Source organism: Sphingobium ummariense RL-3 (genome assembly GCF_000447205.1).
Lineage (GTDB): Bacteria > Pseudomonadota > Alphaproteobacteria > Sphingomonadales > Sphingomonadaceae > Sphingobium > Sphingobium ummariense.
Genome location: NZ_AUWY01000023.1, coordinates 71982 through 94571 on the forward strand (window position 1 = coordinate 71982; position 22590 = coordinate 94571).

General features: G+C 66.3%; 27 protein-coding genes. 14 read left to right on the forward strand and 13 right to left on the reverse strand.

What is annotated here, in order from left to right; genetic code table 11:
- Nucleotides 1–104 precede the first annotated feature (104 nt).
- Nucleotides 105–938 (forward strand): MJ0042-type zinc finger domain-containing protein, encoded by an 834-nt coding sequence (locus M529_RS27210; protein ID WP_021316430.1) that lies wholly within the window; start codon nt 105–107, stop codon nt 936–938.
- Between the two features lie 22 nt (nt 939–960).
- On the opposite strand, the gene M529_RS27215 is transcribed toward M529_RS27210, so the two are convergent.
- Complete coding sequence (locus tag M529_RS27215; RefSeq protein WP_021316431.1) at nt 961–1668, reverse strand: glutathione S-transferase; 708 nt, start codon at nt 1666–1668, stop codon at nt 961–963.
- Nucleotides 1669–1715: 47 nt separating this feature from the next.
- Nucleotides 1716–2003 carry a BolA family protein gene (locus tag M529_RS27220; protein ID WP_021316432.1) on the reverse strand — a complete coding sequence of 96 codons (288 nt, stop codon included), beginning with the start codon at nt 2001–2003 and terminating at the stop codon, nt 1716–1718.
- Nucleotides 2004–2047: 44 nt separating this feature from the next.
- Here M529_RS27220 and M529_RS27225 point away from each other — a divergent pair, with 44 nt between their 5' ends.
- From M529_RS27225 to M529_RS27245, 5 genes are all read left to right on the forward strand, one after another.
- A complete protein-coding gene (locus M529_RS27225; protein ID WP_021316433.1) occupies nt 2048–2665 on the forward strand; it encodes a J domain-containing protein in 618 nt (205 codons plus the stop codon).
- Between the two features lie 86 nt (nt 2666–2751).
- Nucleotides 2752–3759, forward strand: coding sequence for a cobaltochelatase subunit CobS (cobS, locus tag M529_RS27230; RefSeq protein WP_021316434.1), 1008 nt, complete (start codon nt 2752–2754; stop codon nt 3757–3759).
- Between the two features lie 36 nt (nt 3760–3795).
- On the forward strand, nt 3796–4215 hold the full coding sequence (locus tag M529_RS27235) for an OsmC family protein (protein WP_021316435.1): 420 nt from the start codon (nt 3796–3798) through the stop codon (nt 4213–4215).
- The gene (cobT, locus tag M529_RS27240; protein WP_021316436.1) at nt 4212–6038 is read left to right on the forward strand and encodes a cobaltochelatase subunit CobT; all 1827 of its coding nucleotides are present in this window, start codon (nt 4212–4214) and stop codon (nt 6036–6038) included. The genes M529_RS27235 and cobT overlap by 4 nt, the downstream gene beginning before the upstream one ends.
- Nucleotides 6039–6081: 43 nt before the next feature.
- Nucleotides 6082–6552: a GreA/GreB family elongation factor gene (locus tag M529_RS27245; RefSeq protein WP_021316437.1), complete on the forward strand. Its 471-nt coding sequence runs from the start codon at nt 6082–6084 to the stop codon at nt 6550–6552.
- 42 nt (nt 6553–6594) lie between these two features.
- Here the strand turns inward: M529_RS27245 and M529_RS27250 are convergent, their stop codons facing one another.
- The 3 genes from M529_RS27250 to M529_RS27260 all read right to left on the reverse strand — a co-directional run bounded on the left by M529_RS27250 (nt 6595) and on the right by M529_RS27260 (nt 8108).
- Nucleotides 6595–7086, reverse strand: coding sequence for a Dps family protein (locus tag M529_RS27250; protein WP_021316438.1), 492 nt, complete (start codon nt 7084–7086; stop codon nt 6595–6597).
- A gap of 120 nt (nt 7087–7206) precedes the next feature.
- The gene (locus M529_RS27255; RefSeq protein ID WP_021316439.1) at nt 7207–7773 is read right to left on the reverse strand and encodes a TMEM165/GDT1 family protein; all 567 of its coding nucleotides are present in this window, start codon (nt 7771–7773) and stop codon (nt 7207–7209) included.
- Between the two features lie 14 nt (nt 7774–7787).
- The gene (locus M529_RS27260) at nt 7788–8108 is read right to left on the reverse strand and encodes a hypothetical protein (RefSeq protein ID WP_021316440.1); all 321 of its coding nucleotides are present in this window, start codon (nt 8106–8108) and stop codon (nt 7788–7790) included.
- Nucleotides 8109–8310: 202 nt separating this feature from the next.
- Here M529_RS27260 and rpmG point away from each other — a divergent pair, with 202 nt between their 5' ends.
- Nucleotides 8311–8478 (forward strand): 50S ribosomal protein L33, encoded by a 168-nt coding sequence (rpmG, locus tag M529_RS27265; protein ID WP_021226203.1) that lies wholly within the window; start codon nt 8311–8313, stop codon nt 8476–8478.
- A 158-nt stretch (nt 8479–8636) separates the two neighbouring features.
- On the opposite strand, the gene M529_RS27270 is transcribed toward rpmG, so the two are convergent.
- Nucleotides 8637–10505 carry a PhoX family protein gene (locus M529_RS27270; protein WP_021316441.1) on the reverse strand — a complete coding sequence of 623 codons (1869 nt, stop codon included), beginning with the start codon at nt 10503–10505 and terminating at the stop codon, nt 8637–8639.
- Nucleotides 10506–10654: 149 nt separating this feature from the next.
- A complete protein-coding gene (locus M529_RS27275; RefSeq protein WP_021316442.1) occupies nt 10655–11017 on the reverse strand; it encodes a response regulator in 363 nt (120 codons plus the stop codon).
- A 62-nt stretch (nt 11018–11079) separates the two neighbouring features.
- On the opposite strand from M529_RS27275, the gene M529_RS27280 reads away from it, so the two are divergent.
- The 5 genes from M529_RS27280 to M529_RS27300 are packed head-to-tail and all read left to right on the forward strand — an operon-like array spanning nt 11080 to nt 14319.
- Nucleotides 11080–11370 (forward strand): DUF3572 family protein, encoded by a 291-nt coding sequence (locus tag M529_RS27280; RefSeq protein WP_021316443.1) that lies wholly within the window; start codon nt 11080–11082, stop codon nt 11368–11370.
- A complete protein-coding gene (locus M529_RS27285; protein ID WP_021316444.1) occupies nt 11367–12023 on the forward strand; it encodes a hypothetical protein in 657 nt (218 codons plus the stop codon). Before M529_RS27280 ends, M529_RS27285 begins: the two co-directional genes overlap by 4 nt.
- Nucleotides 12020–12484 (forward strand): RidA family protein, encoded by a 465-nt coding sequence (locus M529_RS27290; RefSeq protein WP_021316445.1) that lies wholly within the window; start codon nt 12020–12022, stop codon nt 12482–12484. Before M529_RS27285 ends, M529_RS27290 begins: the two co-directional genes overlap by 4 nt.
- Entirely contained in the window at nt 12453–13190 is a 738-nt protein-coding gene (locus M529_RS27295; protein ID WP_021316446.1) for a glycerophosphodiester phosphodiesterase family protein, read from the forward strand. Before M529_RS27290 ends, M529_RS27295 begins: the two co-directional genes overlap by 32 nt.
- Nucleotides 13183–14319, forward strand: coding sequence for a GNAT family N-acetyltransferase (locus tag M529_RS27300; RefSeq protein ID WP_021316447.1), 1137 nt, complete (start codon nt 13183–13185; stop codon nt 14317–14319). The genes M529_RS27295 and M529_RS27300 overlap by 8 nt, the downstream gene beginning before the upstream one ends.
- 7 nt (nt 14320–14326) lie before the next feature.
- On the opposite strand, the gene M529_RS27305 is transcribed toward M529_RS27300, so the two are convergent.
- Nucleotides 14327–14623, reverse strand: coding sequence for a hypothetical protein (locus M529_RS27305; RefSeq protein ID WP_031294155.1), 297 nt, complete (start codon nt 14621–14623; stop codon nt 14327–14329).
- Nucleotides 14624–14810: 187 nt separating this feature from the next.
- Here M529_RS27305 and M529_RS27310 point away from each other — a divergent pair, with 187 nt between their 5' ends.
- A complete protein-coding gene (locus M529_RS27310) occupies nt 14811–16079 on the forward strand; it encodes a multidrug effflux MFS transporter (RefSeq protein ID WP_021316449.1) in 1269 nt (422 codons plus the stop codon).
- 39 nt (nt 16080–16118) lie between these two features.
- Here the strand turns inward: M529_RS27310 and M529_RS27315 are convergent, their stop codons facing one another.
- Nucleotides 16119–17735: an amino acid permease gene (locus tag M529_RS27315; protein WP_021316450.1), complete on the reverse strand. Its 1617-nt coding sequence runs from the start codon at nt 17733–17735 to the stop codon at nt 16119–16121.
- 152 nt (nt 17736–17887) lie between these two features.
- On the opposite strand from M529_RS27315, the gene pgeF reads away from it, so the two are divergent.
- On the forward strand, nt 17888–18649 hold the full coding sequence (gene pgeF, locus M529_RS27320; protein WP_021316451.1) for a peptidoglycan editing factor PgeF: 762 nt from the start codon (nt 17888–17890) through the stop codon (nt 18647–18649).
- 3 nt (nt 18650–18652) lie between these two features.
- Here pgeF and M529_RS27325 read toward each other — a convergent pair whose 3' ends face one another.
- The 4 genes from M529_RS27325 to M529_RS27340 form a co-directional block, all read right to left on the reverse strand.
- A complete protein-coding gene (locus M529_RS27325; protein ID WP_021316452.1) occupies nt 18653–19438 on the reverse strand; it encodes a PhzF family phenazine biosynthesis protein in 786 nt (261 codons plus the stop codon).
- A gap of 311 nt (nt 19439–19749) precedes the next feature.
- Nucleotides 19750–20817, reverse strand: coding sequence for a chorismate synthase (aroC, locus tag M529_RS27330; protein ID WP_021316454.1), 1068 nt, complete (start codon nt 20815–20817; stop codon nt 19750–19752).
- 9 nt (nt 20818–20826) lie between these two features.
- Nucleotides 20827–21636 (reverse strand): enoyl-ACP reductase FabI, encoded by an 810-nt coding sequence (fabI, locus tag M529_RS27335; protein ID WP_021316455.1) that lies wholly within the window; start codon nt 21634–21636, stop codon nt 20827–20829.
- Entirely contained in the window at nt 21633–22589 is a 957-nt protein-coding gene (locus tag M529_RS27340) for a YihY/virulence factor BrkB family protein (RefSeq protein ID WP_021316456.1), read from the reverse strand. Before M529_RS27340 ends, fabI begins: the two co-directional genes overlap by 4 nt.
- Nucleotide 22590 lies beyond the last annotated feature (1 nt).

Sequence of the window (22590 nt, forward strand, 5' to 3'; positions counted from 1 at the left end):
GGCGGGCGTAAAGCCCAAGCCCGCAATCAGGCTGAGCGCGGGTCCGGCGCCTACCCCGTCGTTGACCGCTTGCCCTTGAGTCAAAGCCATGCCTATGAAGCGAAATGATCCTGCTGTGCCCCAATTGCGCGACGCGCTATATCGTGCCGGACAGCGCCGTCGGCCCGAACGGGCGCCAGGTTCGCTGCGCCGCCTGCAAGCATAGCTGGTTCCAGGAGCCGGCCGCGATGCCGGAGCGGGAAACGGTCATCGAGCCCGCTGTCGCCGCGCCGCCTCCCCCTCCACCCCCCTCTCCTCCGCCACCGCCCGAGCCGCCTCTCCCTGTTGAGCGGGCGGCCGACGCCGTCGAAGCGCCGCCCGTGGGGGAAGAGGCGCAGGCGACGGAGAGCGAACCGGACACTGCCCTTCCTGCGGTCCCAGTCACCCAGCCCGACCACCGCTTCGACGACATCTATGCCGACGCGCCCGGCTTGGGCGAAGAAGCCCCGGCCGCGCCCGACGCGCCAGCGAAGCCGCGCCGCAACCGCCTGAAGCTGCTGACCTATGGGGCGGCGGGGTTCTTCCTCGCGGTCGCCGCGGCGGGCGGAGCGCTCTATTATCTCGGGCCGCCGGGATGGGCCGTGAACCTCGGCATCGTTCCCGACGAGGGCGACCCGGACCTGCTCTTCTATCTCGCCAAGCCGGCCGAGCGCCGCAAGCTGCCGACGGGAGAGGAATATTTCGCTTTCGGCGCGCGGATCGTGAACAGCGGGCAGACGACGTTGCCGGTGCCCCCTGTCCTGGTGCAGTTGCGCGACCGGCAGAACCGGCTGGTGTTCAGCTGGACGACCAAGGCGGACAAGAGCCGGCTCAAGCCCGGCGAGGAAGCGTCGATCAACGAGAGCCGGATCGACATCCCCAAAAATGCCGAGAATCTGTCGCTGACCTTCGTGCAATAGACCGCGCCCGCGAACCCACCGATCAGGGCGCATCCAGCTCCGGATAGTGCCGGAAGATGTCCTCCTCGCTGAAGGAAAGGCGGCGTGAGCTGGCGAGATAGTCGGAGAGTTCGGGCAGGGCTGCGACCCGGTCCTGAAGCGCGGCCAGCGCCCGATAACGGTCATGCAGGGCCGCCATGCGCAGGGGGAAGGCATAGCGCAGCCCCGCGAGGAGGTGGAAAAGCGAGAGGTCGGCATAGCTCCAGCGCGTTCCCCCCAGCCAATCCCCCGGCTGCGCGGCCAGGGCGCGACTGAAATAGTTGAGGAACTTGGGGATGCGCTGCTCGCGAAAGGCAAGGGCGCGGCGCTCCGCCTCTGGCTTCTGATCCTCGAAATAAAGATCGACGGCAATCGGGTGGTGGACGTCGTGCGCCTCCGCGACCATGTCCATCATCGTGAGCTGCAGCTGGGCGATCCAGTGGCGCTGACGGATACCGCCGGGAGCGCAATCGTGTCGGTCGCCGAGATAGAGCAGGATGTTGGCCGTCTGGGCGATGGTGCCGCCGTCCGTGACCAGATAGGGCGGGGCGAAGGCGGGCCCTGCGTCGTGACCCGTCATGTCGGCGATCAGCGCGTCCTCTCCCTCCTCCCGCGCGCGGTCTCGATAGGGGATACCGCCCGCCTCCAGCGCCAGTCGCACGAACTCGCCGCGGCCCGGGATAGTCGGCCAATACCAGAGATCATAGGGCATGCACGCCTCCTTCCTGGGGAGATAACGCGCAGCGCGGATCGAAGGGCTCAGGCTTCTTCCGGCGCGCGGGCCCGGATGGCAAGAGCGTGCACCTTGTCACGCAGCAGGTCGGCCAGCGCGGCGTTGACCATCCGCTGCCGGGCGACACGGCTCTGGCCCGTGAAGCGGCCGGACACGATCTCCACCGTGAAATGGCTTTCGCCCGCTCCGTCATGGCCGGCATGGCCGCGATGCTTCTCGCTGTCGTCGATCACGGCGAGCCGTTCGGGTGACAGGGCGGCGGTCAGGCGGGATTCGATTTCGGCGGCCACAGGGCCTTTGGCATGGTCGGTCATGCCGCCTATATAGAGCCTTTGCCCGCGGTTGCATCAGGACAGTCTTGGCCAACGATTCCTTCTCGACCCGTCGTTTCAACCGATTCCACGGCCGCGTGGAAAGCGATCGCCCGTGCTCGGTCGAAGGCTGCCCGGAACCCGGCGAGTTCCGCGCGCCGCCGCTGGAAGGCCAGGGATCGGGCGCCGACGGGCCGCGCTGGCGCTGGCTGTGCCTGGATCATGTGCGGGAGTTCAACCAGGGCTATAATTTCTTCACCGGCATGAGCCCGGAGGAGATCGCTGCGGCGCAGCGCCCCTATGCCGGCTGGGAGCGGGAGACGCGTGCCTTCTCCTCCAACGCGGCCAGCCCACCACCGCGCTGGTCCGACTTCGCCGATCCGCTCGACGCAATCGGCGCCAAGTTTCGCGAGCGGGTGGCGAAAGCCCGCGCCGACAGCCAGATGCGGCAGGACGGCAAGTTCCTGTCGAACGAGGACCGCCGGCAGCTGGCCGTCATGGGCCTGCCCATCGATGCCGACCGCAAGGCGCTGCGCACCCGCTATACCGAACTGCTGCGCCGCTATCATCCCGACCATAATGGCGGCGACCGCAGCCACGAAAGCGCGTTGCAGGGCGTGATCGAGGCCTATGGACATCTTCGCAAGGCCGAAGCGTTCGCCTGAACGCCATGGCCTCCGCCAGACCACTGGCCCCTCGACACCGGCCTCGGCGATGGATTAGGGCGGAAGGGACTCAAAGGAAGAAGAGCATGACCGATATTCCGAACGTCCAGCCCGACACGCGCGCGGAGACGCTGCTTGCGGCGCCCGACCGCGAGGCGGACGCGCGCGAGCTGTTCGGCGTCGACGTCGACATGAAGGTGCCGGCCTTCTCCGAAGCCGACGAGCGGGTGCCCGATCTCGACCCCGCCTATGTGTTCGATCCGGACACCACGCTCGCGATCCTGGCGGGCTTCGCCTATAATCGCCGTGTGATGGTGCAGGGCTATCACGGCACCGGCAAGTCCAGCCATATCGAGCAGGTAGCGGCGCGATTGAACTGGCCGTGCATCCGCATCAACCTCGACGCGCATATCAGCCGCATCGACCTGGTCGGGCGCGACGCCATCGTGTTGAAGGATGGCCAGCAGGTCACCGAGTTCCGCGAAGGTCTGCTCCCCTGGGCGCTGCAGCGTCCGGTCGCACTGGTGTTCGACGAATATGACGCCGGTAGGCCCGACGTGATGTTCGTGATCCAGCGCGTGCTCGAGACCGACGGCAAGATGACCTTGCTGGACCAGAACCGGGTCATCCGCCCCAATCCCTGGTTCCGCCTGTTCGCCACGGCCAACACCGTTGGCCTGGGCGACACCACCGGCCTTTATCATGGCACGCAGCAGATCAATCAGGGCCAGATGGACCGCTGGAACCTGGTGGTGACGCTGAACTACCTGCCCGCCGCGACGGAGGCACAGATCGTCCTCGCCAAGTCGGGCGAGTATGATCATGAAGGCGGCCGCAAGGAAGTGGAGAACATGATCAAGGTGGCGGAACTGACCCGCCAGGGCTTCATCAACGGCGACATATCGACCGTGATGAGCCCGCGCACCGTGATCAGCTGGGCGCAGAACGCGCTGATCTTCAAGAATGTCGGTTTCGCCTTCCGCCTCTCCTTCCTCAACAAGTGCGACGAGGCGGAGCGGCCGCTGGTGGCGGAATATTATCAACGCGTGTTCGGCAAGGACCTGCCGGAAAGCATCGCTCACCGCGCCGCCTGAACGCGCGGGCGGATCGCGGCAGGAGGAGGACAGCCGATGATCGTCGTGGAACGGATCGCCCCTGACGGCACGCCGCACCGGATCAGCATCCGCGCGCACGAACTGGTCGCCGACATGTCAGCGCCGGACGGCGTCGATGCTGGCCCCGATCCGCATGATCTCTACGATTCCGCGCTCGGCGCCTGCAAGGCGCTGACCATGCTCTGGTATGCGCAGCGCAATGGCATTCCGGTGGACGACATCCGCGTATCCGTGGTCCGCGACGCCAGCGCCGAACGGCAGGGCGTCTATCGCCTCTCCACCCGCGTCGCCGTCGAAGGGCCGATGAGCGACGAGCAGCATGCGAAGCTGGTCGCCGTCGCGGCGAAATGCCCGGTGCACAAGCTGATGACGGAAGTGGAGACTGAGATCGACACCATCGCCGTGCCGCGTGGCGAGGATCCCGAAGCGCGATGACCGAGCGCTCGCTCCTCGATGCGTTCAAGGACGTGCTGTCCGGCACGGCGCGCTCCATCGCGCGCGACGGGGAGGTCGAGGTCGGCTTCACCGCCGATGCGCCGCACATGGCAGGCAAGGCGATCAAGGTGCCGACGCCCTCTCGCGCTCTGCCCGCCGAACAGGTGGCACTGGCGCGCGGATTCGCCGACGCCAATGCGTTGAAGCTGCGCCATCACAACTCGAAGATGCACGCGGGGGCCGCGCCGGCCGACGCCGTGGCGCGTGCGGTCTATGATGCGGTGGAGCAGGCGCGGGTCGAGGCGATCGGATCGCGGGCGATGGAAGGCGTGCGCGTCAATCTGAACCAGGCGCTGGACATGCGGCTCAAGTCAGATCCCATCCGCCGGGCGCGCTCGGCTGACGAGGTGCCGTTGTCGACCGCACTGGCGCTCAAGGTGCGTGAGCGGCTGACGGGGCAGGCGGCGCCACGCGACGTGGCGCCCGCCATGGCGATGGTCGACCAATGGATCGAGGACAAGGCGGGCAGCGACCTGGACGCTTTGTCGATGGCGATCGACGACCAGCGCGCCTTCCAGAAGCTTGCCAATGCGATGCTGGAGCATCTGCAGCTGGTCGATAGCGACGTCCCGCCGGAAACCGACGAGAACGAGCCCGAGGACCAGGGCGAGGACGAGGAGGAACAGCAGGAAGAAGGCGACAGCGGCGAGGATCAGGCCGGCGACAGCGACATGAACGCGCAGGCCCGCGCCGAGGATCAGGGCGGCGAGACCGAGGAAGGCGAAACCGACTATAGCGAGGAGTTCGACGCCGACGCGGATGACGGCGCGGACGAGATGGGCGAGGACGGCATGATGCCGGTGCGGCCCAACCGTCCCATGTCCGACCTGCCGCCCGGTTTCGACTACAAGGCCTATACGGTGAAGCATGATGAGGTGGTGACCGCCACCGACCTATGCGACGAGGACGAGCTGAACCGGCTGCGCGGCTTCCTCGACCAGCAGCTGGTCAGCCTCCAGGGCGCCGTCACCAAGCTCGCCAACCGGCTGCAGCGGCGGCTGATGGCGCAGCAGTCGCGCAGCTGGGACTTCGATCAGGAGGAAGGGCTGCTGGACGCCGCGCGACTGGCACGGATCGTGATCGATCCCGCGCGTTCGCTGTCCTACAAGATTGAGCGCGATACCGAGTTCCGCGATACGGTGGTCACCCTGCTGATCGACAATTCGGGGTCGATGCGCGGGCGGCCGATCAGCATCGCGGCGATCAGCGCCGACATCATGGCCCGCACGCTGGAACGATGCGGCGTCAAGACCGAGATCCTGGGCTTCACCACCCGAGCATGGAAGGGCGGGCAGAGCCGCGAGGACTGGCTGGCGGCGGGTCGGCCGCCGATGCCGGGGCGCCTGAACGACCTGCGCCACATCATCTACAAGAAGGCCGACGAGCCGTGGCGGCGGGCGCGCCGGAATCTCGGCCTGATGATGCGCGAGGGGCTGCTCAAGGAAAATATCGACGGCGAGGCGCTGCTCTGGGCACACCAGCGGCTGATCGCGCGCAATGAGGAGCGGCGCATCCTGATGGTGATCTCCGATGGTGCGCCAGTGGACGATTCGACTTTGTCAGTCAACAGCGGCACCTATCTGGAGCGGCATCTTCGCCAGGTGATCGAATGGATCGAGAACCGCTCGCCCGTACAGCTGGTGGCGATCGGCATCGGCCATGACGTCACCCGCTATTACCGCCGCGCCGTCACCATCATGGACGCTGAACAGCTCGGCGGAACCATGGTAGAGCAGCTTGCGGGATTGTTCGACGACGATTGAAGCGCCCGAGCGTTTCGTCCCGGATCATTTCAGGAGAGGATGGATGAGTGTCGCCTTTCGTCGCGAAAGCGACGATGAGCATATGGAGCCGAAGTTCGAGCTGCCTATCCCGCCCGGCCCGAACTGGGTGACGGCGCGCGGCTATCGGCTGACCCGGGAGAAGGTGGAGGCCCTGGAAGCGGTCGATCTGTCTGCCTTGGAGGAGGGACCGGCGAAAAAGCTGCGGCGCGAGTTGCGCTATTGGCGCACCCGCTTGGCGACGGCGGAGGTACGACCGGTGCCATCGGGCGATGCCGTGGCGTTCGGTACGCGTGTCACCTATGAACTGAACGGCAGGAAGAACAGCGTCGCCATCACCGGCGACGACGAAGCCGATCCGAACGAAGGCCGGATCAGCTTCACATCCCCGCTCGCTCGCGCGATGATGGAGGCGGAGCCCGGCGAGAAGATCGACTTCGCCGGCAGGATCGGCGCGATCGAGATTCTGGCGATCGAGGCGGTCGACGAAGCATAGCCATCGCCCCCGCACTGGCGGAGGCGATGGCGCCAAGACCGGTTACGCGCCCCGGCTGGCTTCGAACAGGAACCACGCGCGTTCTTCCGCCTGGTCCGTCCAGTCGTCGATAATGCCCTCGGTCGCGTTATCGCCCGCTTCGGTTGCGGCGGCCTTGGCTACGCGCAGCGACTCGACCAGCTTCAGATTGTCCTCGCGCAGTTCCTTCAGCATGTCGGCGGGGCTGACATAATCGGCGTCATTGTCCACCACCGACTGGTGGCGCGCGATGTCGCCGATCGACCGGAGCGTCGTGTTGCCGGTCTTGCGCACGCGTTCGGCGATCAGGTCGGTGGTCGCCAGGATCTGCGTCGCCTGGTCGTCGAACATCAGGTGATAGTCGCGGAAATGCGGGCCGGACACGTGCCAGTGGAAATTCTTGGTCTTGAAGTAGAGCGCATAGCTGTCCGCCAGCACGCCGTTCAGCGCCTCCGCGACGCTCTTGGTCGCGTTGCTCTTGAGGTCGGTGGGGGTCTTGAGTTCGGGGGCGGTCATGGATGTCCTCCTGTTTGGCGGCATGGTTTCGGATATATAATGACCCGCCGTCAATAAGGTGCCATGCCCCACAGCAAATCGGCAGCCGAAAATATCTGTCAGAGTGATGGACGGGGCCGATCAGAAGAGTCCGAGCGCAGACAGTGCCGTCATGCCACCCGAAAGCAGAAAAATACCAGCGCCAACCAGCCTTATCGCGCGCACGGGCAGGAGCGCGAGAAAGCGACCGCGCAGCAGGACGACAGGGATCGATGCGGCGATAATGCCGGCCACGCCGCCGACTGCCGCCAGCACCGGTTCGCCCGTCCGGGTGGCGAGGCCCAGGATGAGGAACTGCGGACCATCGCCGAACCCCAATATGAACAGCCCCAGCGTCGTCGTGAGGAACGCGCCCAGCGGCCAGCCATCGAGCGGGTCGGGCGCCTTCACCCGCCACACCAGCCCCGCGCCGAGGAAAAGCAGCGCGAGCGCCAGGAAGAGCAGCCGGGCATCGCCACTCAGCATCGGGCCGAGTAAGGCACCGGCCGTCGCCGAGAGGGCCGCATTCGCGACCGTGGCGGCGATGAGCCCTGCGATGACCGCTGCGTTCCGGTCATAACGGGCCGCCAGCGCGAGCAGGAGCAGCTGCCCCTGTCCGCCGATTTCGCCCAGCAGGCAACCGAGCAGCGCGATCAGCAGGGCATCCATCGCTGGCTGGGTGTTCAGCCGTGCGCGGTAGCGGCGGGGCCGCGCACGGCCGGCAGGGGAAGGATGGTGGCGGAGGGCATGCCGTCGGCGATCCTCTCCCGCATCAGGTCCAGATAGGAAAGGATCACCGGCCCCTGGCCGTGCAGCGACAGCGCGGACTGGAGCGTGCCGGCGATCTGCTCGACGCCATCGAGGCGATAGGCGCGGGCGATGTGGCGGATGCAGTCCACCTCGTCCTGAAGGCGGGGCGGGGAGAGGTGGCCGCGTTCGCCCGCGATCCCGTCCACGCGGCGGAGCAGGTCCGCCAGGATCGCCAGCTTCGGATCATGTCGCATCGAACGGACTCCCTGTTGCCGGCCTGCCCCTGCCCGGAAAATCCATGATGCACATATCTGGTAAAGGCCGCGTAAAGGCCGGCGCGTTGCGGACCGAGCCTTGACATCACCCCGAATCTGACGCATGGGCCGCTGCTGAAACGGGGCGGTCCCACGGGGCCGCTTTTCTTTTTCACGAGATTCGAACAGGACTTCAAGGGCCATGGCCAAGCCAGCAACCGTCAAGATCCGCCTCGTCAGCTCCGCTGACACAGGCTTCTTCTACGTCACCAAGAAGAATCCGCGCACCAAGACCGAGAAGCTGAGCTTCCGCAAGTACGATCCGGTCGCGCGCAAGCATGTCGAGTTCAAGGAAGCCAAGATCAAGTGATCCGGCCGGGCGGCTGAGGCCGTCCGCGATCGCCTGACTTCCGGCTGCTCGTACAAGGAAAGGCCCGTCCCCATCAGGGAACGGGCCTTTCCTTGTTGGCCGATCCTGCATTGCGTTTCCGGATGAGAAGGGGCGCCTTGCAGCGCCCCTTCTCTCTGTCAGTTGCCGACCGGCTGGCCGTCGGTGCGGCGCACCACGATCGTGGACGAGCGCGGCTGCTGGCCCGCGACCGGCCAGTTGTCGGTCGGGTGCTGGATGTTGATGAAGAAGTTCTTCAGGTCCGGGGTATAGGCGATGCCGGTGATCTCGCAGCCGGTGGGTCCGACCAGGAAGCGCTTCGACTGCTTGCTGGTCTGGTCGATGTAGAACATCGCATTGTGACCGAAGACCTGCTCGATCGACGTGCTCGGCTTGCCCGACGTGCCGGGGACGCTGTGGTCCGTCTGGACCCACAGGCGCCCCTTGGGATCGATGCGGATGCCGTCGGGGCTGGAGAAAGTGTCGCCCTTGATGTCGCCTTCCAGCTTGTCGCCGAAGCCCGCCAGTGCGGGATCGCCCGCCAGCAGGAAGATTTCCCAGGTGAAGGTCGTCGCCAGCGGCGAATTGTCCTTCTCCTTGAACTTGATGATGTGCCCATGCAGGTTGCGGGTGCGCGGGTTCGCCTTGTCCGCGGTCTGGCGGCCGCTGTTGTTGGTCAGCGTGACGAAGATCGCGCTGTTATCGGGGGCGACCGTGATCCATTCCGGCCGGTCCATGACGGTGCCGCCGGCGACGCGAGCGGCGACGATGGTATCGACCAGCACTTCGGCCTGGTTGCGGAAGGCGACGGTCTTGGGGGCCGGCGGCGTCACGCTCTGGCTGACATTGCCCGGATCGGTCGCGGTTTCCGTCAGGCCGTTCTGGCCGTGGACGAGCGCGCGCCATTCGCCGGTGCCATCCGCATTGAAGCGGGCGACATAGAGCGTGCCATGGTCGAGGAAGTCGATGTTCGACGCGCGGTTGGTCGTGCTGAACGAACGATCGCCGACGAACTTGTAGATGCAGCCCGGCGTGCCATCATGGCCCATGTAGAAGGCAACGCGGTTGTTGCTGTCCGCCATGAAGGCCACGTTTTCATGGTCGAAACGGCCCAGCGCGGTACGCTTGGTCGCAGGCGCCAGTTCCTGATAGGGGTCGATCTCGACCACCCAGCCATAGTTGCGCTCCGGCTGCGTCGGATCGATATAGTTGTTGGTCGTTTCCTCGCAGGTCAGATAGGTGCCCCAGGGGGTCCGGCCGGACGCACAGTTGTTGAGCGTGCCCTTGATGGTAGCCGACAGCAGGCCGGACGCTGGGCCGCTGGCCTTGTAGCTGCTGTTACCGGTGTAGCGCTTGTTGAACTTCGAACCAGCCTTCACCGCCCATTTACCGTCCGATCCCTTGGTGATCTCGACGACGCCCACGCCGACGGCGGAAAGCGCCAGCGCCTTCTGGTCGGCGGTCGCCTTCGCCGGGTCATAATCCCCGCTCATCAGGATGTTGAGGTCGGGCGCCTCGAAATTGATCGCGAGCAGGCCACCGGCATTGGCATCCGTGCCTGACAGCTCGAAATATTCCATGCCGTCATGGTTGCCGCCCGACCATTTCTCCGCATCGGCCGGGGTAGGAAAGCCACCCGAATAAGGGGTGCCAGGCTCGATCGAATCGCCAGCCTTCAGCAGCACGTCGACGGTGTAGCCGTTGGGCACCGTGACTGTGTTCTGCTCGTTCGCCGCCACCGGCGCGAAGTTGATGGCATAGCTGGGCGGCGGGGTCGGGGTGGGTGTCGGCGTCGGGGTGGGCGTCGGCGAGCCTTCGTCATCGTCATCGCCGCAAGCGGCGAGCGCGCCCAGCATCGGCAGCACGGAGAGACCCAGCAGGCCGTTCTTCAGGACAGTGCGGCGCGCGGGATTGGCAGCGACGATGGCTTCCAGGCTGCCTTCGCCGCCGGAAATGACGGGCTGCGCGTCGCGATAAGGCGCGCGCATCTTGTCGGTCAGATGAGACATGGTTGTACCCCTGTGCAGACGGGACTGTCGGCCGGATGCCGCGTCCTTTGCGCCGGGGGGCGTGGCAGACCCGCGTGAAGTTTCGGCGGCGGAACCGTGACCGCCGCATGAAGATCGAATGACGGACAGATGACGCCCGTCGCAGAGGGTCAGAGCAGGGCGTTAACCTGCTCGATGAAACGCAGCACCGATATGGGCTTGGACACATAGGCTTCCGCGCCCGCCTCACGGATGCGCTCCTCGTCGCCCTTGCCGGCATAGGCGGTCACGGCCATGATGGGCACGGCCGACAGCCGTGCATCCCCCTTCAGCGAGATGATCAGGTCCACGCCGCTGACGCCGGGCAGGTGGATGTCGGTGATGACCAGATCCGGCTCGAACGTACGCGCCTGGGCCAGCACGTCACGCCCGTCGCATAGCGGCAGAACCTCATGACCATGGGCGCGCAGAAGATCGCAAAAAAGTTTGAGATTGAGTTCGTTGTCCTCGACAACGAGCACGCGCTTTGCCACCAGTCACCTGCGATCCACATATTGGACGGCGCGCGTACTCGCGCTTTTCCGTCGAGGACACCATGCGACCCGAGGTTCCGAATGGCAAGCAGGATAGTCGCGGCGGGGATGCCGCGACGCTGGCGCTGCTGGCATTGGCCTGGACCCTGGCCGACGACCGGCGGGCGGACCGGCTTCTGGCGCTGACCGGTCTCGACGGGGCGGCCCTGCGCGCGGGCGTGGGCGATCCGGCGGTGCTGGGCGCCCTACTCGGCTTCCTCGCGGATCACGAACCCAACCTGATCGCCTGCGCCGAGGCGATCGACTGCACGCCCGAGGCACTGATCGCCGCACGGGAGACATTGAGCCAATGAACCGACCGCTGATCATCACCGATTGCGACGAGGTGCTGCTGCACATGGTCGTACCCTTCCGCCAGTGGCTGGAGGAAAAGCATGACGTGCATTTCGACATGCGCGAGCAGGGTTTTACCGAAGCGCTGCGCCACAAGGACAGCGGCGAGCCCCTGGAACGGGAACTGGTCTGGGCGCTGCTGATCGGCTTCTTCGACAGCGAGATGCATCGCCAGGCCCCCATTGCCGGCGCGGTCCAGGCGCTGCGCCGGCTATCGGAAGTCGCGGATATCGTCGTCCTTACCAATATTGGCGAGCGGCATCACGAGCTTCGCGTCGCGCAGCTCGCAGGCCACGGCCTCCCCTTTCCGGTCTTCTGGAACCAGGGCGGCAAGGGTCGCCCGCTGGCGCGGATCGTCGCCGAGCGCAGGCCGCGCGCGGCCCTGTTCATCGACGACCTGGCGGAGCATCATCATTCGGTGGCGAAGCATGCGCCGCAGGTCTGGCGGCTGCACATGGTGGGGGAGCCGGAGATTGCCGGCGGCGTGCCAGCCGCCTCCCATGCCCATGCACGCATCGACGATTGGGCGACGGCGGAAGCCTGGATCGCCGCGCGGCTGGCGGACGGCCACGCTCCCTTCAACCCCGCAGAAACCACGGAGTCCCTTTCATGAGCATCGAAGCCCGGATCGCCGAGCTCGGCATCGTCCTGCCACAACCGGCCGCGCCGGTTGCGGCCTATGTGTCCTTCGTCGAGGCGAACGGACTGCTGCACATCTCCGGCCAGATCGCGCTGGCGCCGGACGGCCTGATGACCGGGCGGCTGGGCGAGGACCGCGACCTGGAATTCGGCGTCCTTGCGGCGCGCGTCTGCGGCCTCAATCTCGTCGCGCAGATGAAGGCCGCGCTGGGCAGCCTCGACCGCGTCGAACGGATCGTGAAGCTCGGTGCCTTCGTCACCAGCGCGCCCGGCTTCACCGACCAGCCCAAGGTCGCCAACGGCGCGTCGGAACTGATGGTCGAGATCTTCGGTGAAGCGGGCAAACATGCGCGCAGCGCGGTGGGCGTTCCAGCGCTGCCGCTGAATGCCGCGGTCGAGATCGATGCCGTCGTCCTCGTACGGCCGGCTGTCTGACGTCGGCTTCCTGACCGCGCGCCCCTTCGCCCATCGTGGGCTGCACGGCGCGCATGTCAGCGAGAACGGACTTGCCGCTTTCGATGCCGCCATCGCCGCCGGCGTTGGGATCGAATGCGATGTGCGGCCGAGCCGCGACGGCGTGGCGATGGTCTTCCACGACGCAGCGCTGACGCGCCTCACCGGCGCCGACGGCTTGGTCGCCGACCGGACCGCGCAGGAACTGGAAGAACTTTCGCTCGCCGACGGCGGAAGGATCCCGCGGCTCGCCTCCCTGCTGGAGCGATGCGCAGCGGGCACGCCGCTGCTGATCGAGGTCAAGATCGACGGGTGGGCGGTAGCGCCAGCCTGCGCGCCGGTCGCGGACGCGCTGGCGCAGCACTGCGGCGCGTCCTTCGCCGTCATGTCCTTCAACCCCTTCGCATTGCGCTGGTTCGCACGCCGGGGCTCGGCCTTCCCACGCGGGCTGGTCGTGACCGGGCAGGGCAAGGGCCGGTGGCGGGGCAGGATCGAAAGAGCCCTTGCAATGACACTGGCTAGGCCCGACTTTATCGCCTGTGACATCCGCGACCTGCCATCCCGCTTTGCGGCGCGTGCCCGTGCTCGGGGACTGCCCGTGCTGACATGGACCGTGCGCACCGATGCGCAGCGCGCCGTCGCAGCCATTCATGCCGACCAGATCATCTTCGAGGACATGCATGGCTGATGTGATCGCGCGCGTGGCGGGCGGCGTCGCAGAGCTGCCGCGCGACCAGTGGGATGCCTGCGCTGGATCGGCCAATCCCTTCGTTTCCTGGGATTTCCTTACGGCACTTGAGCGCTCGGGCAGCGTCGGGGAGGGAACGGGCTGGCAGCCGCTGCCGGTCGTTATCGAGGATGGCGACGGGCGCATCGCTGCGGCGGCGCCCGCCTATGCCAAGACCCACAGCCAGGGCGAATATGTGTTCGACCATGGCTGGGCCGATGCCTGGGAGCGTGTGGGCGGGCAATATTATCCCAAGATCCAGATCGCCGCGCCCTTCTCTCCTGTGCCCGGCCCCCGCCTGCTGCTACGCGATCCGCAGAGCGGCCCGGCGCTGATCGCGGCGCTGGAGACCTTGGTCGAGCGTAACGGCCTCTCCTCCGCCCACGCCACTTTCGTCGATCCGGGCCAGGTTCCGCTGTTCGAACAGACCGGCTGGCTGATACGAGAGGACAGCCAGTTCCATTGGACCAACCAGGGCTATCGCGAGTTCGAGGACTTCCTGGCCGGCCTGTCGAGCGCCAAGCGCAAGAACATCCGCAAGGAACGAGCACGTGCGGTCGAAGGGCTGGAGATCGTCCACCTGACCGGTAGCGACCTTACCAAGGCGCATTGGGACGCCTTCTGGACCTTCTATCAGGATACGGGCGCGCGGAAATGGGGGCGGCCCTATCTGACCCGCTCCTTCTTCTCCATCCTGGGGGAGACGATGGCGGACAGGGTGCTGCTGATGCTGGCGCTGCGCGACGGGCAACCCGTGGCGGGCGCGCTGAACCTGATCGGCGCGGATACGCTCTACGGCCGCTACTGGGGCTGCACGCAGGACATTCCCAACCTGCATTTCGAACTGTGCTATTATCAGGCGATCGACGTCGCCATTGCGCGCGGGCTGCGGCGCGTGGAGGCGGGCGCGCAGGGATCGCACAAGCTGGCGCGCGGCTATGCGCCCGAGCCGACCTATTCAGCGCATTTCATTCCCAACGCCAGCTTTCGCCGCGCGGTGGCGGATTTCCTGGAGGCGGAGCGGCTGGGCGTGCGGCGCGACCGCGAATGGTTGGCGCAGCACATGCCGTTCCGCAAGTCCGGCGACTGACCGCCGGTCAGGCGGCGCGCAGCTGCGTCGCGGCGATCACGGCGCGGGCCTGGCGCTGTGCTTCTGCGATCTCGCGCGCGGTCATCTCCTCGGCCACTTCGGCGCGCATCGCCTGCCCTTCCTCGCTGCCCTTGAGCGCGGCGAGATTGAACCATTTATGCGCCTCGATGAGGTCGATGGGCATGCCGCCCGTTCCGCAGCTGTGCGCCACGCCGCGATTGAAACATTCCTCCGCCGTCAGAGAAATCCCCTGCGGCATCCGACTTTCCATGAGAAAACGCGCACTGTTGAAACTGTTCGCCACGACCGAATTCCCCCTGATGGATTTCGACGCACACAGACATGCAGTGTCACGCGATAAAAAATGGTTAACGGCATCAGCCCGATCATCACGTCGGTGCCGGTGCCAGGGCGGGCCGTAAAGGTTAACCCAAGTCGGCGCGGGTGCTTTTGGGGTGGCGTGGCGCCGCCATAACCAGCATAGGCCCTGCATGCCTACGCCTCCGCGCCCGTCCCCGCCCGTTCGCGACATCGGCTTCCGCGAGTTCGTCCTTCTCTGCGCATGCCTGATGTCGATGAACGCGCTGTCGATCGATCCCATGCTGCCGGCTCTGCCGGACATCGGCCGCGACCTGCGCATTCCTCATCCCAATGATCGGCAGCTCATCATCGGCGTCTATTTCATGGGGATGGGTATCGGCTCGCTGTTCTTCGGAGTTCTGTCGGACCGGTTCGGGCGCAAGCCCGTACTAGCCGTGACGATCGCCCTGTTCGCCATCGCCTCCGCCTCCTGCGCGGGCGCGCACAGCTTCGCGATGATCCTGATCGCCCGCGCCTGCGCCGGATTCTTCGCCGGCGCGAGCCGAGTGGTCACCATCAGCATCATCCGGGACCGTTTCCGCGGCGACGCCATGGCAAGGGTCATGTCGCTGATCTTCGCTGTGTTCATGCTGATCCCTGTCGTGGCGCCCAGCTTCGGCCAAGCCATTTTGTGGCTCGCGCCATGGCGCTGGATCTTCTGGGCTCTGACGATCCTGGCCGCGTTGCTGTGGTTCTGGGTGATAACGCGCCTGCCTGAAACGCTCCGTCCGGAAAATCGGCTCGGGATCAGCCTGTCCTCGATCATCGCCACTGTCGCCATCGTGCTCCGCACCCGGGGCTCGATCGGCTATATGGCGGCGAGCGGCGTGATGATGGGCGGCCTCGTCGGCTTCATCATGTCGATCCAGCAGATCTTCTTCGACGCATTCGACGCCGCCGCGGTCTTCCCCCTCGGCTTCGCCGCCATCGCCGGCAGCATGGGAATCGGCAGTCTGCTCAACAGCCGGCTGGTCTCGCGCTTCGGCGCGCGGCGGCTGAGTCAGGGCGCTCTGATGGTCGTCATGGCGATTGCCGCCGTGCACTGCAGCGTCATCCTGCTGGGGTTGGAAGGCTTCTGGAGCTTCCTCTTCCTCCAGGCGCTGTCGATGCTGACGATCGCCTTCGTCGCATCCAACTTCAGCGCCATATCGATGGAGCCCTTTGCCAGGGGGGCGGGCGTTGCCTCGTCCTTCCAGGCATTCCTGACGACCGCGCTCTCCAGCGTGCTGGGCAGCATCGTGGGCCAGTCCTTCAACGGAACGCCGCTGCCGCTGGCTCTCGGTTTTCTGGTCTACGGCGCCTTTGCCCTGCTGATCGTCTTCTGGGCCGAGCGTGGCCGGCTGTTCACCCGGCCCGACAACAGCGCACTGCGCGATCCAGAGTTCAAAACGGTGCACTGAAAGAAAAGGGGCGATCGCTCGCCCCTTTTTCCACGGCTTTCAGGCGTCCTGCCCGCCCGGCGTATGCGCGCCCGGCATCGGCGGCACGGGCTGGGGCGGAATGCCGGCATCCTGCTCATGCGTTTCGATCAAGCCGCGGCCGACATGACTCTTGCGATAGCCATAGAGGAAATAGAGCACCAGCCCGACCCCGCCCCACACCGGCAGGACGAGCTGCGCATCGACCGGCAGGTTGAAGAACAGCCCGATGCAGCCCAGGGCGGCGGTCGGTGCGATCACCCAGACGATGGGCGTGCGGAACGGCCGCACGCGCGTGGGATCCTTCACCCGCAGCACCAGCACCGCGATCGACACCATGAAGAAGGCGAAGAGCGTGCCGGAGTTGGAGATGTCGGCGAGCTGGCCGACGGGCAGCAGCGCCGCGCCGATCGCGACGAAGATGCCGGTGACGATGGTCACGACGTGCGGCGTCTTGAAGCGGGGATGGATGCTGGCGAGCTTTTCCGGCAACAGGCCGTCGCGCGCCATCACGAAGAAGATGCGGGTCTGGCCGAACATCATCATCAGGATGACCGACGGCAGCGCCAGGTTGGCGGCGAGGCCAAGGGCATTGCCGACCACCGTCCAGTTGATCGAGCGCAGCACATGGGCGAGCGCCTCATTCGAGCAGACGAGGTCGCTCGCATGGGCGGCGGTGGCGCAGGCGGCCACGAAGCCCTGGCTGCCCGGCGCGACGACCGATCCGTCGGGTCCCAACACCGGCTGCGCACCGATCGCGCCGATCGCGCCGGCGGCGACCAGAAGGTAGAAGATGGTGCAGATCATCAGGCTGCCGATCAGTCCGATCGGCACGTTGCGCTGCGGGTTCTTGGTTTCCTCGGCAGCGGTCGAGACGGCGTCGAAACCGACATAGGCGAAGAAGATGGAGGCAGCGGCGCCGACCACGCCCATGCCGCTCGTCCCGGCGGGGCCGAACCAGCCATTGGGCGCGAAGGGCGAGAAATTGCCGGTGTCGAGCACCGGAAGGGTGAGCGCGATGAACACCGTGAGCGCCGTCACCTTGATCGCGACCAGTACGGCGTTGACGCGCGCGCTTTCCGTGGTGCCGATCACCAGCAGGGCGGTGACAGCCAGCGCCACGACGATCGCGGGAATGTTGATGATTCCGTGGGTGAAGTCGGCATGCGGCAGGAAACCGTTCATCGTCCAGACCGGCCCGGCCGACAGCGCCTGTGGTAACTGGAGCCCCGTCACGCTTTTGAGCAGGCCCATGAAATAGCCCGACCATCCCACCGATACCGCGCTGGCCGCCACGGCATATTCGAGGATCAGGGCCCAGCCGACCATCCAGGCCAGCAGTTCGCCCACCACGGCGTAGGTATAGGTGTAGGCAGAGCCCGACACTGGCACCATCGAGGCGATTTCCGAGTAGCAGAGCGCGGCGAAGGCACAGACGGCACCCGCGATCACGAAGCTCCACATCATGCCCGGTCCGGCCTTCTGCGCGGCAGCGGCGGTCAGAACGAAAATGCCGGTGCCGATGATGGCCCCGACGCCCAGCAGCGTCAGCTGGACCGGACCCAGCGTGCGGACGAGAGATTTCTTTTCCGCCGTGGCCAATATGGCGTCCAGAGGCTTGATGCGCCCGAATATCATGTATGGAGCCCTTTGTGCTTGATGTCTTTTGCCCGGACGGCCGTTCGCCCGTCCCCTTTTTGCTATGGGGGCGGAGACTATCGCCTATTCCGCCGCGCGCAAGTATGTTGCGCTCGGGAGACATGAGCTTCGCGCATCAAAGAAGGAACAGGATGATCGAATTGCTGCGATCGGACGCATTGCGCGACCTACCGCACGGCTTTGCCGGACGGCGCGGGGGCGTGTCCGGCGGAATCCACGCGGGGCTGAATGTGGGTTTGGGGTCGGAGGACGACCGGGAAGCGGTGCTGCGCAACCGCGACCTGGTGCGCGATGCGCTGCTCCCCGGCGCGACGCTGGTGACCGTGCGGCAGGTGCATTCGCCCGATGTCGTCACCGTCACCGAATCGATCGCGGAGGACGAGCGTCCGGCGGCCGATGCCATGGTGACGGATCGCCCCGGCCTGATCCTGGGCATATTGACGGCCGACTGCGTGCCGGTCCTGTTTGCCGACCCGCAGGCCGGAGTCGTGGGCGCGGCTCATGCCGGGTGGAAGGGCGCGCTTGCTGGCGTGACGGACAACACGCTTGCGGCGATGGAGGCGCTGGGCGCGTCGCGCGATCGCATCGTCTGCGCGATCGGCCCCTGCATAGGCCGCGCCTCCTATGAGGTCGGGACCGATTTCGCCTCGCGGTTCGCGGCCGAGGACGAGGAGAACGCGCGCTTCTTCAGCGAAGGACGCGAAGGGCATTGCCAGTTCGACATCGCCGGCTATGTCGCCGCCCGGTTGGCGAAGGTGGGCGTCGGCCGGATCGAGATGCTGGACGAGGACACCTACAGCCAGCCCGATCGCTTCTACAGCTACCGGCGCTCCTGCCACCGGGGTGAGCCGGATTATGGGCGACAGATCTCGCTGATCGCCCTGTCCGGCTGATACTCAGAGCAGGAACGTCCCCTCGATCACCGTGCGGCAGGCGCCGGTGAGCACGACGCGGTCGCCCTCCAGCCGACAGCCGATCCGTCCGCCGCGCGCCGATGCCTGAAAGGCGGTGAGACTGGTCTTCCCCAGGCGCCCGGCCCAGAAGAGGGTGAGCAGGCAGTGGGCCGATCCCGTCACCGGATCCTCGTCGATCCCGCTGCCGGGCACGAAGACGCGGCTGACAATGTCGCTGTCCTCGCCCGGGGCCGTGGCGATCAGCATGAGGCTGCCTTGCGTGCGCAGCGCTGCGAAATCCGGCGTCAGCGCGCGCACTGCCGCTTCGTCGGGATAGAGGAACAGGCTGTAGCCGCCATCCCGCCAGTGCGATTCGATCGGCGCGCCGCCAAGGCCGGCGGCCAGTTCGGGCAGCGCCCGCGGCGCCATCGACAAGGCTGGGAGCGAGAGCGCATATCCCTCGCCATCGCGCGCCACGGTCAGGATGCCGGCCTGGCGGGTGCGAAAGCGGATCGCATCCCCCTTCATCAGGACATGGCCGCTCGCCAGCGTCGCATGACCGCACAGCTTCACCTCTACGCCGGGCGTGAACCAGCGCAGCGCATAATCCGCCTCCGGATCATCGGGCGTGGGGACCAGGAAAGCGGTTTCCGACAGGTTGTTCTCCGCCGCGATGGCCTGGAGCACGGCATCGTCCAGCCAGGCGTCGAGCGGCATCACGGCGGCCGGGTTGCCGGTAAAGGGCGCATCGGCGAAAGCATCGACCTGGGTGAAGGGAAGGCTGGGCATGGCGGTCCTCGACAAGGGGATGGCGGCCCTAATGCGCCGAAGCGAGGAGAGGCGGGAGGGCCGGCCGCGTACAAATGGCCGTCCCGCTACGAAAGAGGCCAGCCATGTCGCCATGGCTGGCCTCGTGTCGCGGCGTGAGGGGACGCTTTGACCGTCAGTTCACGCCTGGCGTGATGACGCTCCCCTTGCTTTCGCGTTGCCGCTCACCCTCCCGCGGGTGACATGAGGGAAGCTACCCCTTTTCGAGCGAGTCGTCTCTAAACTTTCACATTTTCGGCGCGCGGTCGGGGCGATTCGGCGCGAATCCCTCGCTAGCCGCATTGAGCGCGGTGCAGCAGCTTCTGGTCGGCCAGCACGAGGGCCATCATCGCCTCCACCACCGGGACGCCGCGAATGCCGACGCAAGGGTCGTGGCGACCCCTCGTCACGATATCGGACGCCTCGCCCTCCCGCGTCACGGTTTCCACCGGGATCAGGATGGAACTGGTCGGCTTGAAGGCGACCCGGACCTTCACTGGCTGGCCCGTGGAGATGCCGCCGGCAATGCCGCCCGCATGATTGGCCAGGAAGACCGGTCCCTCATTGCCCGGGCGCATGGGATCGGCATTCTGCTCGCCGCGCAGCCGTGCCGCCGCGAATCCGTCGCCGATCTCGACGCCCTTGACCGCGTTGATGCTCATCATCGCGGCGGCCAATTCGCTGTCGAGCTTGGCGTACAGGGGCGCACCCCAGCCGGCCGGAACGCCCGAGGCCACGCACTCCACGACCGCGCCGAGCGACGATCCGTCGAGCCGGGCGTCGTCGACCAGCTTTTCCCACCGATTCGCCGCCACCGGATCGGGGCAGAAGAAGGGGTTGTTGGCGATCTCAGCCGGATCAAACTGCGCGGGATCGATGGCGTCGCCGCCGATCTCGCTCACCCAGGCGAAGATGTCGACCTCGGGCACCACCAACCGGGCGACGGCGCCCGCCGCGACCCGGCTCGCCGTCTCCCGCGCGGAGGAGCGCCCGCCGCCACGGTAATCCCGGAAGCCATATTTAGCGTCATAGGCATAGTCTGCATGGCCTGGGCGATAGGCCTTGGCCACGTCCGAATAATCCTTCGACCGCTGGTCGACATTCTCGATCATCAGGCTGATCGGCGTGCCGGTCGTCTTCCCTTCGAATACGCCGGACAGAATGCGCACTGCGTCCGGCTCGCGCCGCTGGGTGGTGAACTTCGACGTGCCCGGCCTGCGCTGGTCGAGAAAGGGCTGGATGTCCGCCTCGCTCAGCGCCAGGCCGGGAGGGCAGCCATCCACGACCGCACCGATGGCGGGGCCATGGCTTTCCCCCCAGGTCGAAAAGCGCAGGACGCGACCGAACGTGTTGAAGCTCATGCCCCGCGCTTACGGCCGGTCGAGCGCGATGTCAGGCGCGTCCTCGGCCTTCATGCCGATGACGTTATAGCCCGCATCGACATGATGGATCTCGCCCGTCACGCCGGACGCGAGATCGGACAGCAGGTAGAGTCCCGCCCCGCCCACATCCTCGATCGTGACGTTGCGCCGCAACGGCGAATTCAGCTCGTTCCACTTCATGATGTAGCGGAAGTCGCCGATGCCGCTCGCCGCCAGCGTCTTGATCGGCCCTGCGGAAATGGCGTTGACGCGGATATTTTCCGGCCCCAGGTCCATCGCCAGATATTTGACGCTGGTTTCCAGCGCCGCCTTCGCCACGCCCATCACGTTGTAGTGGGGGATGACCTTCTCCGCTCCATAATAGCTGAGCGTCAGCAAGCTGCCGCCGTCTGGCATCAGGTCGCGCGCGCGCTTCGCCACGGCGACGAAGCTGTAGGCGGAGATGTTCATCGTCAGCAGGAAGTTTTCGAGGCTGGTGTCGACATATTTGCCGCGCAGCTCGTTCTTGTCGGAAAAGCCGATGGCGTGGACGACGAAGTCCAGCGTGCCCCAGCGGCTTTGGATCTGGTCGAACGCCGCGTCGAGCTTCGCCATGTCCGAAACGTCGCAATCGATCAGGAAGTCGGAACCGAGCTCCTCGGCGAGCGGCCGCACCCGCTTCGCCAGGGCATCGCCCTGATAGGCGAAGGCCAGTTCCGCACCCTGCGCGTGCAGCGCCTTGGAGATGCCCCAGGCCAGCGACTTGTCGTTGGCGAGGCCCATGATGAGGCCACGCTTTCCTGTCATCAAGCCGTTCATGTGGTCGTTCCGTTCCCTTGATGCGGCAGCGCCGGCTCCGGTTCCTCTTCGGGGAATTCCGCCAGCGCCGCGTTGAGTTCGGCGCCAATTACCACGCCAAGCCCGACGAAAAAGAAAAAAATGAGGGTGATCATGACGCCGGCCAGGCTGCCATAGGTCCGGTCGTAGCCGCCGAGCAGCGACAGGGTGGGCGGCAGCAGCAGCGTCACGCCATACCACCAGAGCGTCGTCGCCACCGCGCCAGGCCATTTGGGAAAGCGCGGATCCTTGTAGGCGCTCGGCGTTAGCGTCACGTACAGATAATAGAGCGCGATACCCAGGATCGCCATCGGCAGCAGCTTGGTGAGAGACACGATCCGCATCGCGTCGTCGGCGAAGGGAAACAGCCTCTGCACGAGCTGCTCGACGCCGGTGAGGGCGATCTGGAGCGAGAAGGCGAACATGACGGCGAAGACGCTGACCAGCGTGATGCCGATCGCCGTCAGCCGATAATGCCAGAAGGGCTTGGTGCTCTTCGTCCCATAGGCGCGGCGCAGGATGTCGCGGACCGTTTCTATGAGGCTTCCGACGGTCCACAGCCCCACCAGGCCACCCAGCCACAGCAGCGGCCCGCTGCGCGCGTGCAGCACGTCCAGGATCGGCTGGCGCACAACCTGCGCCACGCCGCGCGGCACGGTGGCGAGGAAGGCGGCGACCGCCGAGAGGCCATCCTGCGTCCGCCCGAAGATGCTGGCCACCGCCGCCGCCACGATGAAGAAGGGGAAGAGCGTGATGAGCGAGAGATAAGCGAGGTTCCCCGCATGGATGAACCCGTCGTTATAGGTTCCGACCAGCACTCGCTTGGCGATCTCCAGCGTCTTTGGCGTGGGCCGAACGCGTTCGATTCGGGCGCGGGCGCGAAGCGCCATGCGCTGGCGGCGCGACTCGGGGGAATGGGGCGAAGGCTGCGGCATC

Excerpts from the sequence above, each read along its gene's own strand:
- M529_RS27210 (WP_021316430.1), top strand. The coding sequence starts at position 105 with ATGATCCTGCTGTGCCCCAATTGCGCGACGCGCTATATCGTGCCGGAC.
- M529_RS27215 (WP_021316431.1), bottom strand. The coding sequence starts at position 1,668 with ATGCCCTATGATCTCTGGTATTGGCCGACTATCCCGGGCCGCGGCGAG.
- M529_RS27220 (WP_021316432.1), bottom strand. The coding sequence starts at position 2,003 with ATGACCGACCATGCCAAAGGCCCTGTGGCCGCCGAAATCGAATCCCGC.
- cobS (WP_021316434.1), top strand. The coding sequence starts at position 2,752 with ATGACCGATATTCCGAACGTCCAGCCCGACACGCGCGCGGAGACGCTG.
- M529_RS27235 (WP_021316435.1), top strand. The coding sequence starts at position 3,796 with ATGATCGTCGTGGAACGGATCGCCCCTGACGGCACGCCGCACCGGATC.
- cobT (WP_021316436.1), top strand. The coding sequence starts at position 4,212 with ATGACCGAGCGCTCGCTCCTCGATGCGTTCAAGGACGTGCTGTCCGGC.
- M529_RS27245 (WP_021316437.1), top strand. The coding sequence starts at position 6,082 with ATGAGTGTCGCCTTTCGTCGCGAAAGCGACGATGAGCATATGGAGCCG.
- M529_RS27250 (WP_021316438.1), bottom strand. The coding sequence starts at position 7,086 with ATGACCGCCCCCGAACTCAAGACCCCCACCGACCTCAAGAGCAACGCG.
- M529_RS27255 (WP_021316439.1), bottom strand. The coding sequence starts at position 7,773 with ATGGATGCCCTGCTGATCGCGCTGCTCGGTTGCCTGCTGGGCGAAATC.
- M529_RS27260 (WP_021316440.1), bottom strand. The coding sequence starts at position 8,108 with ATGCGACATGATCCGAAGCTGGCGATCCTGGCGGACCTGCTCCGCCGC.
- rpmG (WP_021226203.1), top strand. The coding sequence starts at position 8,311 with ATGGCCAAGCCAGCAACCGTCAAGATCCGCCTCGTCAGCTCCGCTGAC.
- M529_RS27270 (WP_021316441.1), bottom strand. The coding sequence starts at position 10,505 with ATGTCTCATCTGACCGACAAGATGCGCGCGCCTTATCGCGACGCGCAG.
- M529_RS27280 (WP_021316443.1), top strand. The coding sequence starts at position 11,080 with ATGCGACCCGAGGTTCCGAATGGCAAGCAGGATAGTCGCGGCGGGGAT.
- M529_RS27285 (WP_021316444.1), top strand. The coding sequence starts at position 11,367 with ATGAACCGACCGCTGATCATCACCGATTGCGACGAGGTGCTGCTGCAC.
- M529_RS27290 (WP_021316445.1), top strand. The coding sequence starts at position 12,020 with ATGAGCATCGAAGCCCGGATCGCCGAGCTCGGCATCGTCCTGCCACAA.
- M529_RS27295 (WP_021316446.1), top strand. The coding sequence starts at position 12,453 with ATGCCGTCGTCCTCGTACGGCCGGCTGTCTGACGTCGGCTTCCTGACC.
- M529_RS27300 (WP_021316447.1), top strand. The coding sequence starts at position 13,183 with ATGGCTGATGTGATCGCGCGCGTGGCGGGCGGCGTCGCAGAGCTGCCG.
- M529_RS27310 (WP_021316449.1), top strand. The coding sequence starts at position 14,811 with ATGCCTACGCCTCCGCGCCCGTCCCCGCCCGTTCGCGACATCGGCTTC.
- M529_RS27315 (WP_021316450.1), bottom strand. The coding sequence starts at position 17,735 with ATGATATTCGGGCGCATCAAGCCTCTGGACGCCATATTGGCCACGGCG.
- pgeF (WP_021316451.1), top strand. The coding sequence starts at position 17,888 with ATGATCGAATTGCTGCGATCGGACGCATTGCGCGACCTACCGCACGGC.
- M529_RS27325 (WP_021316452.1), bottom strand. The coding sequence starts at position 19,438 with ATGCCCAGCCTTCCCTTCACCCAGGTCGATGCTTTCGCCGATGCGCCC.
- aroC (WP_021316454.1), bottom strand. The coding sequence starts at position 20,817 with ATGAGCTTCAACACGTTCGGTCGCGTCCTGCGCTTTTCGACCTGGGGG.
- fabI (WP_021316455.1), bottom strand. The coding sequence starts at position 21,636 with ATGAACGGCTTGATGACAGGAAAGCGTGGCCTCATCATGGGCCTCGCC.
- M529_RS27340 (WP_021316456.1), bottom strand. The coding sequence starts at position 22,589 with ATGCCGCAGCCTTCGCCCCATTCCCCCGAGTCGCGCCGCCAGCGCATG.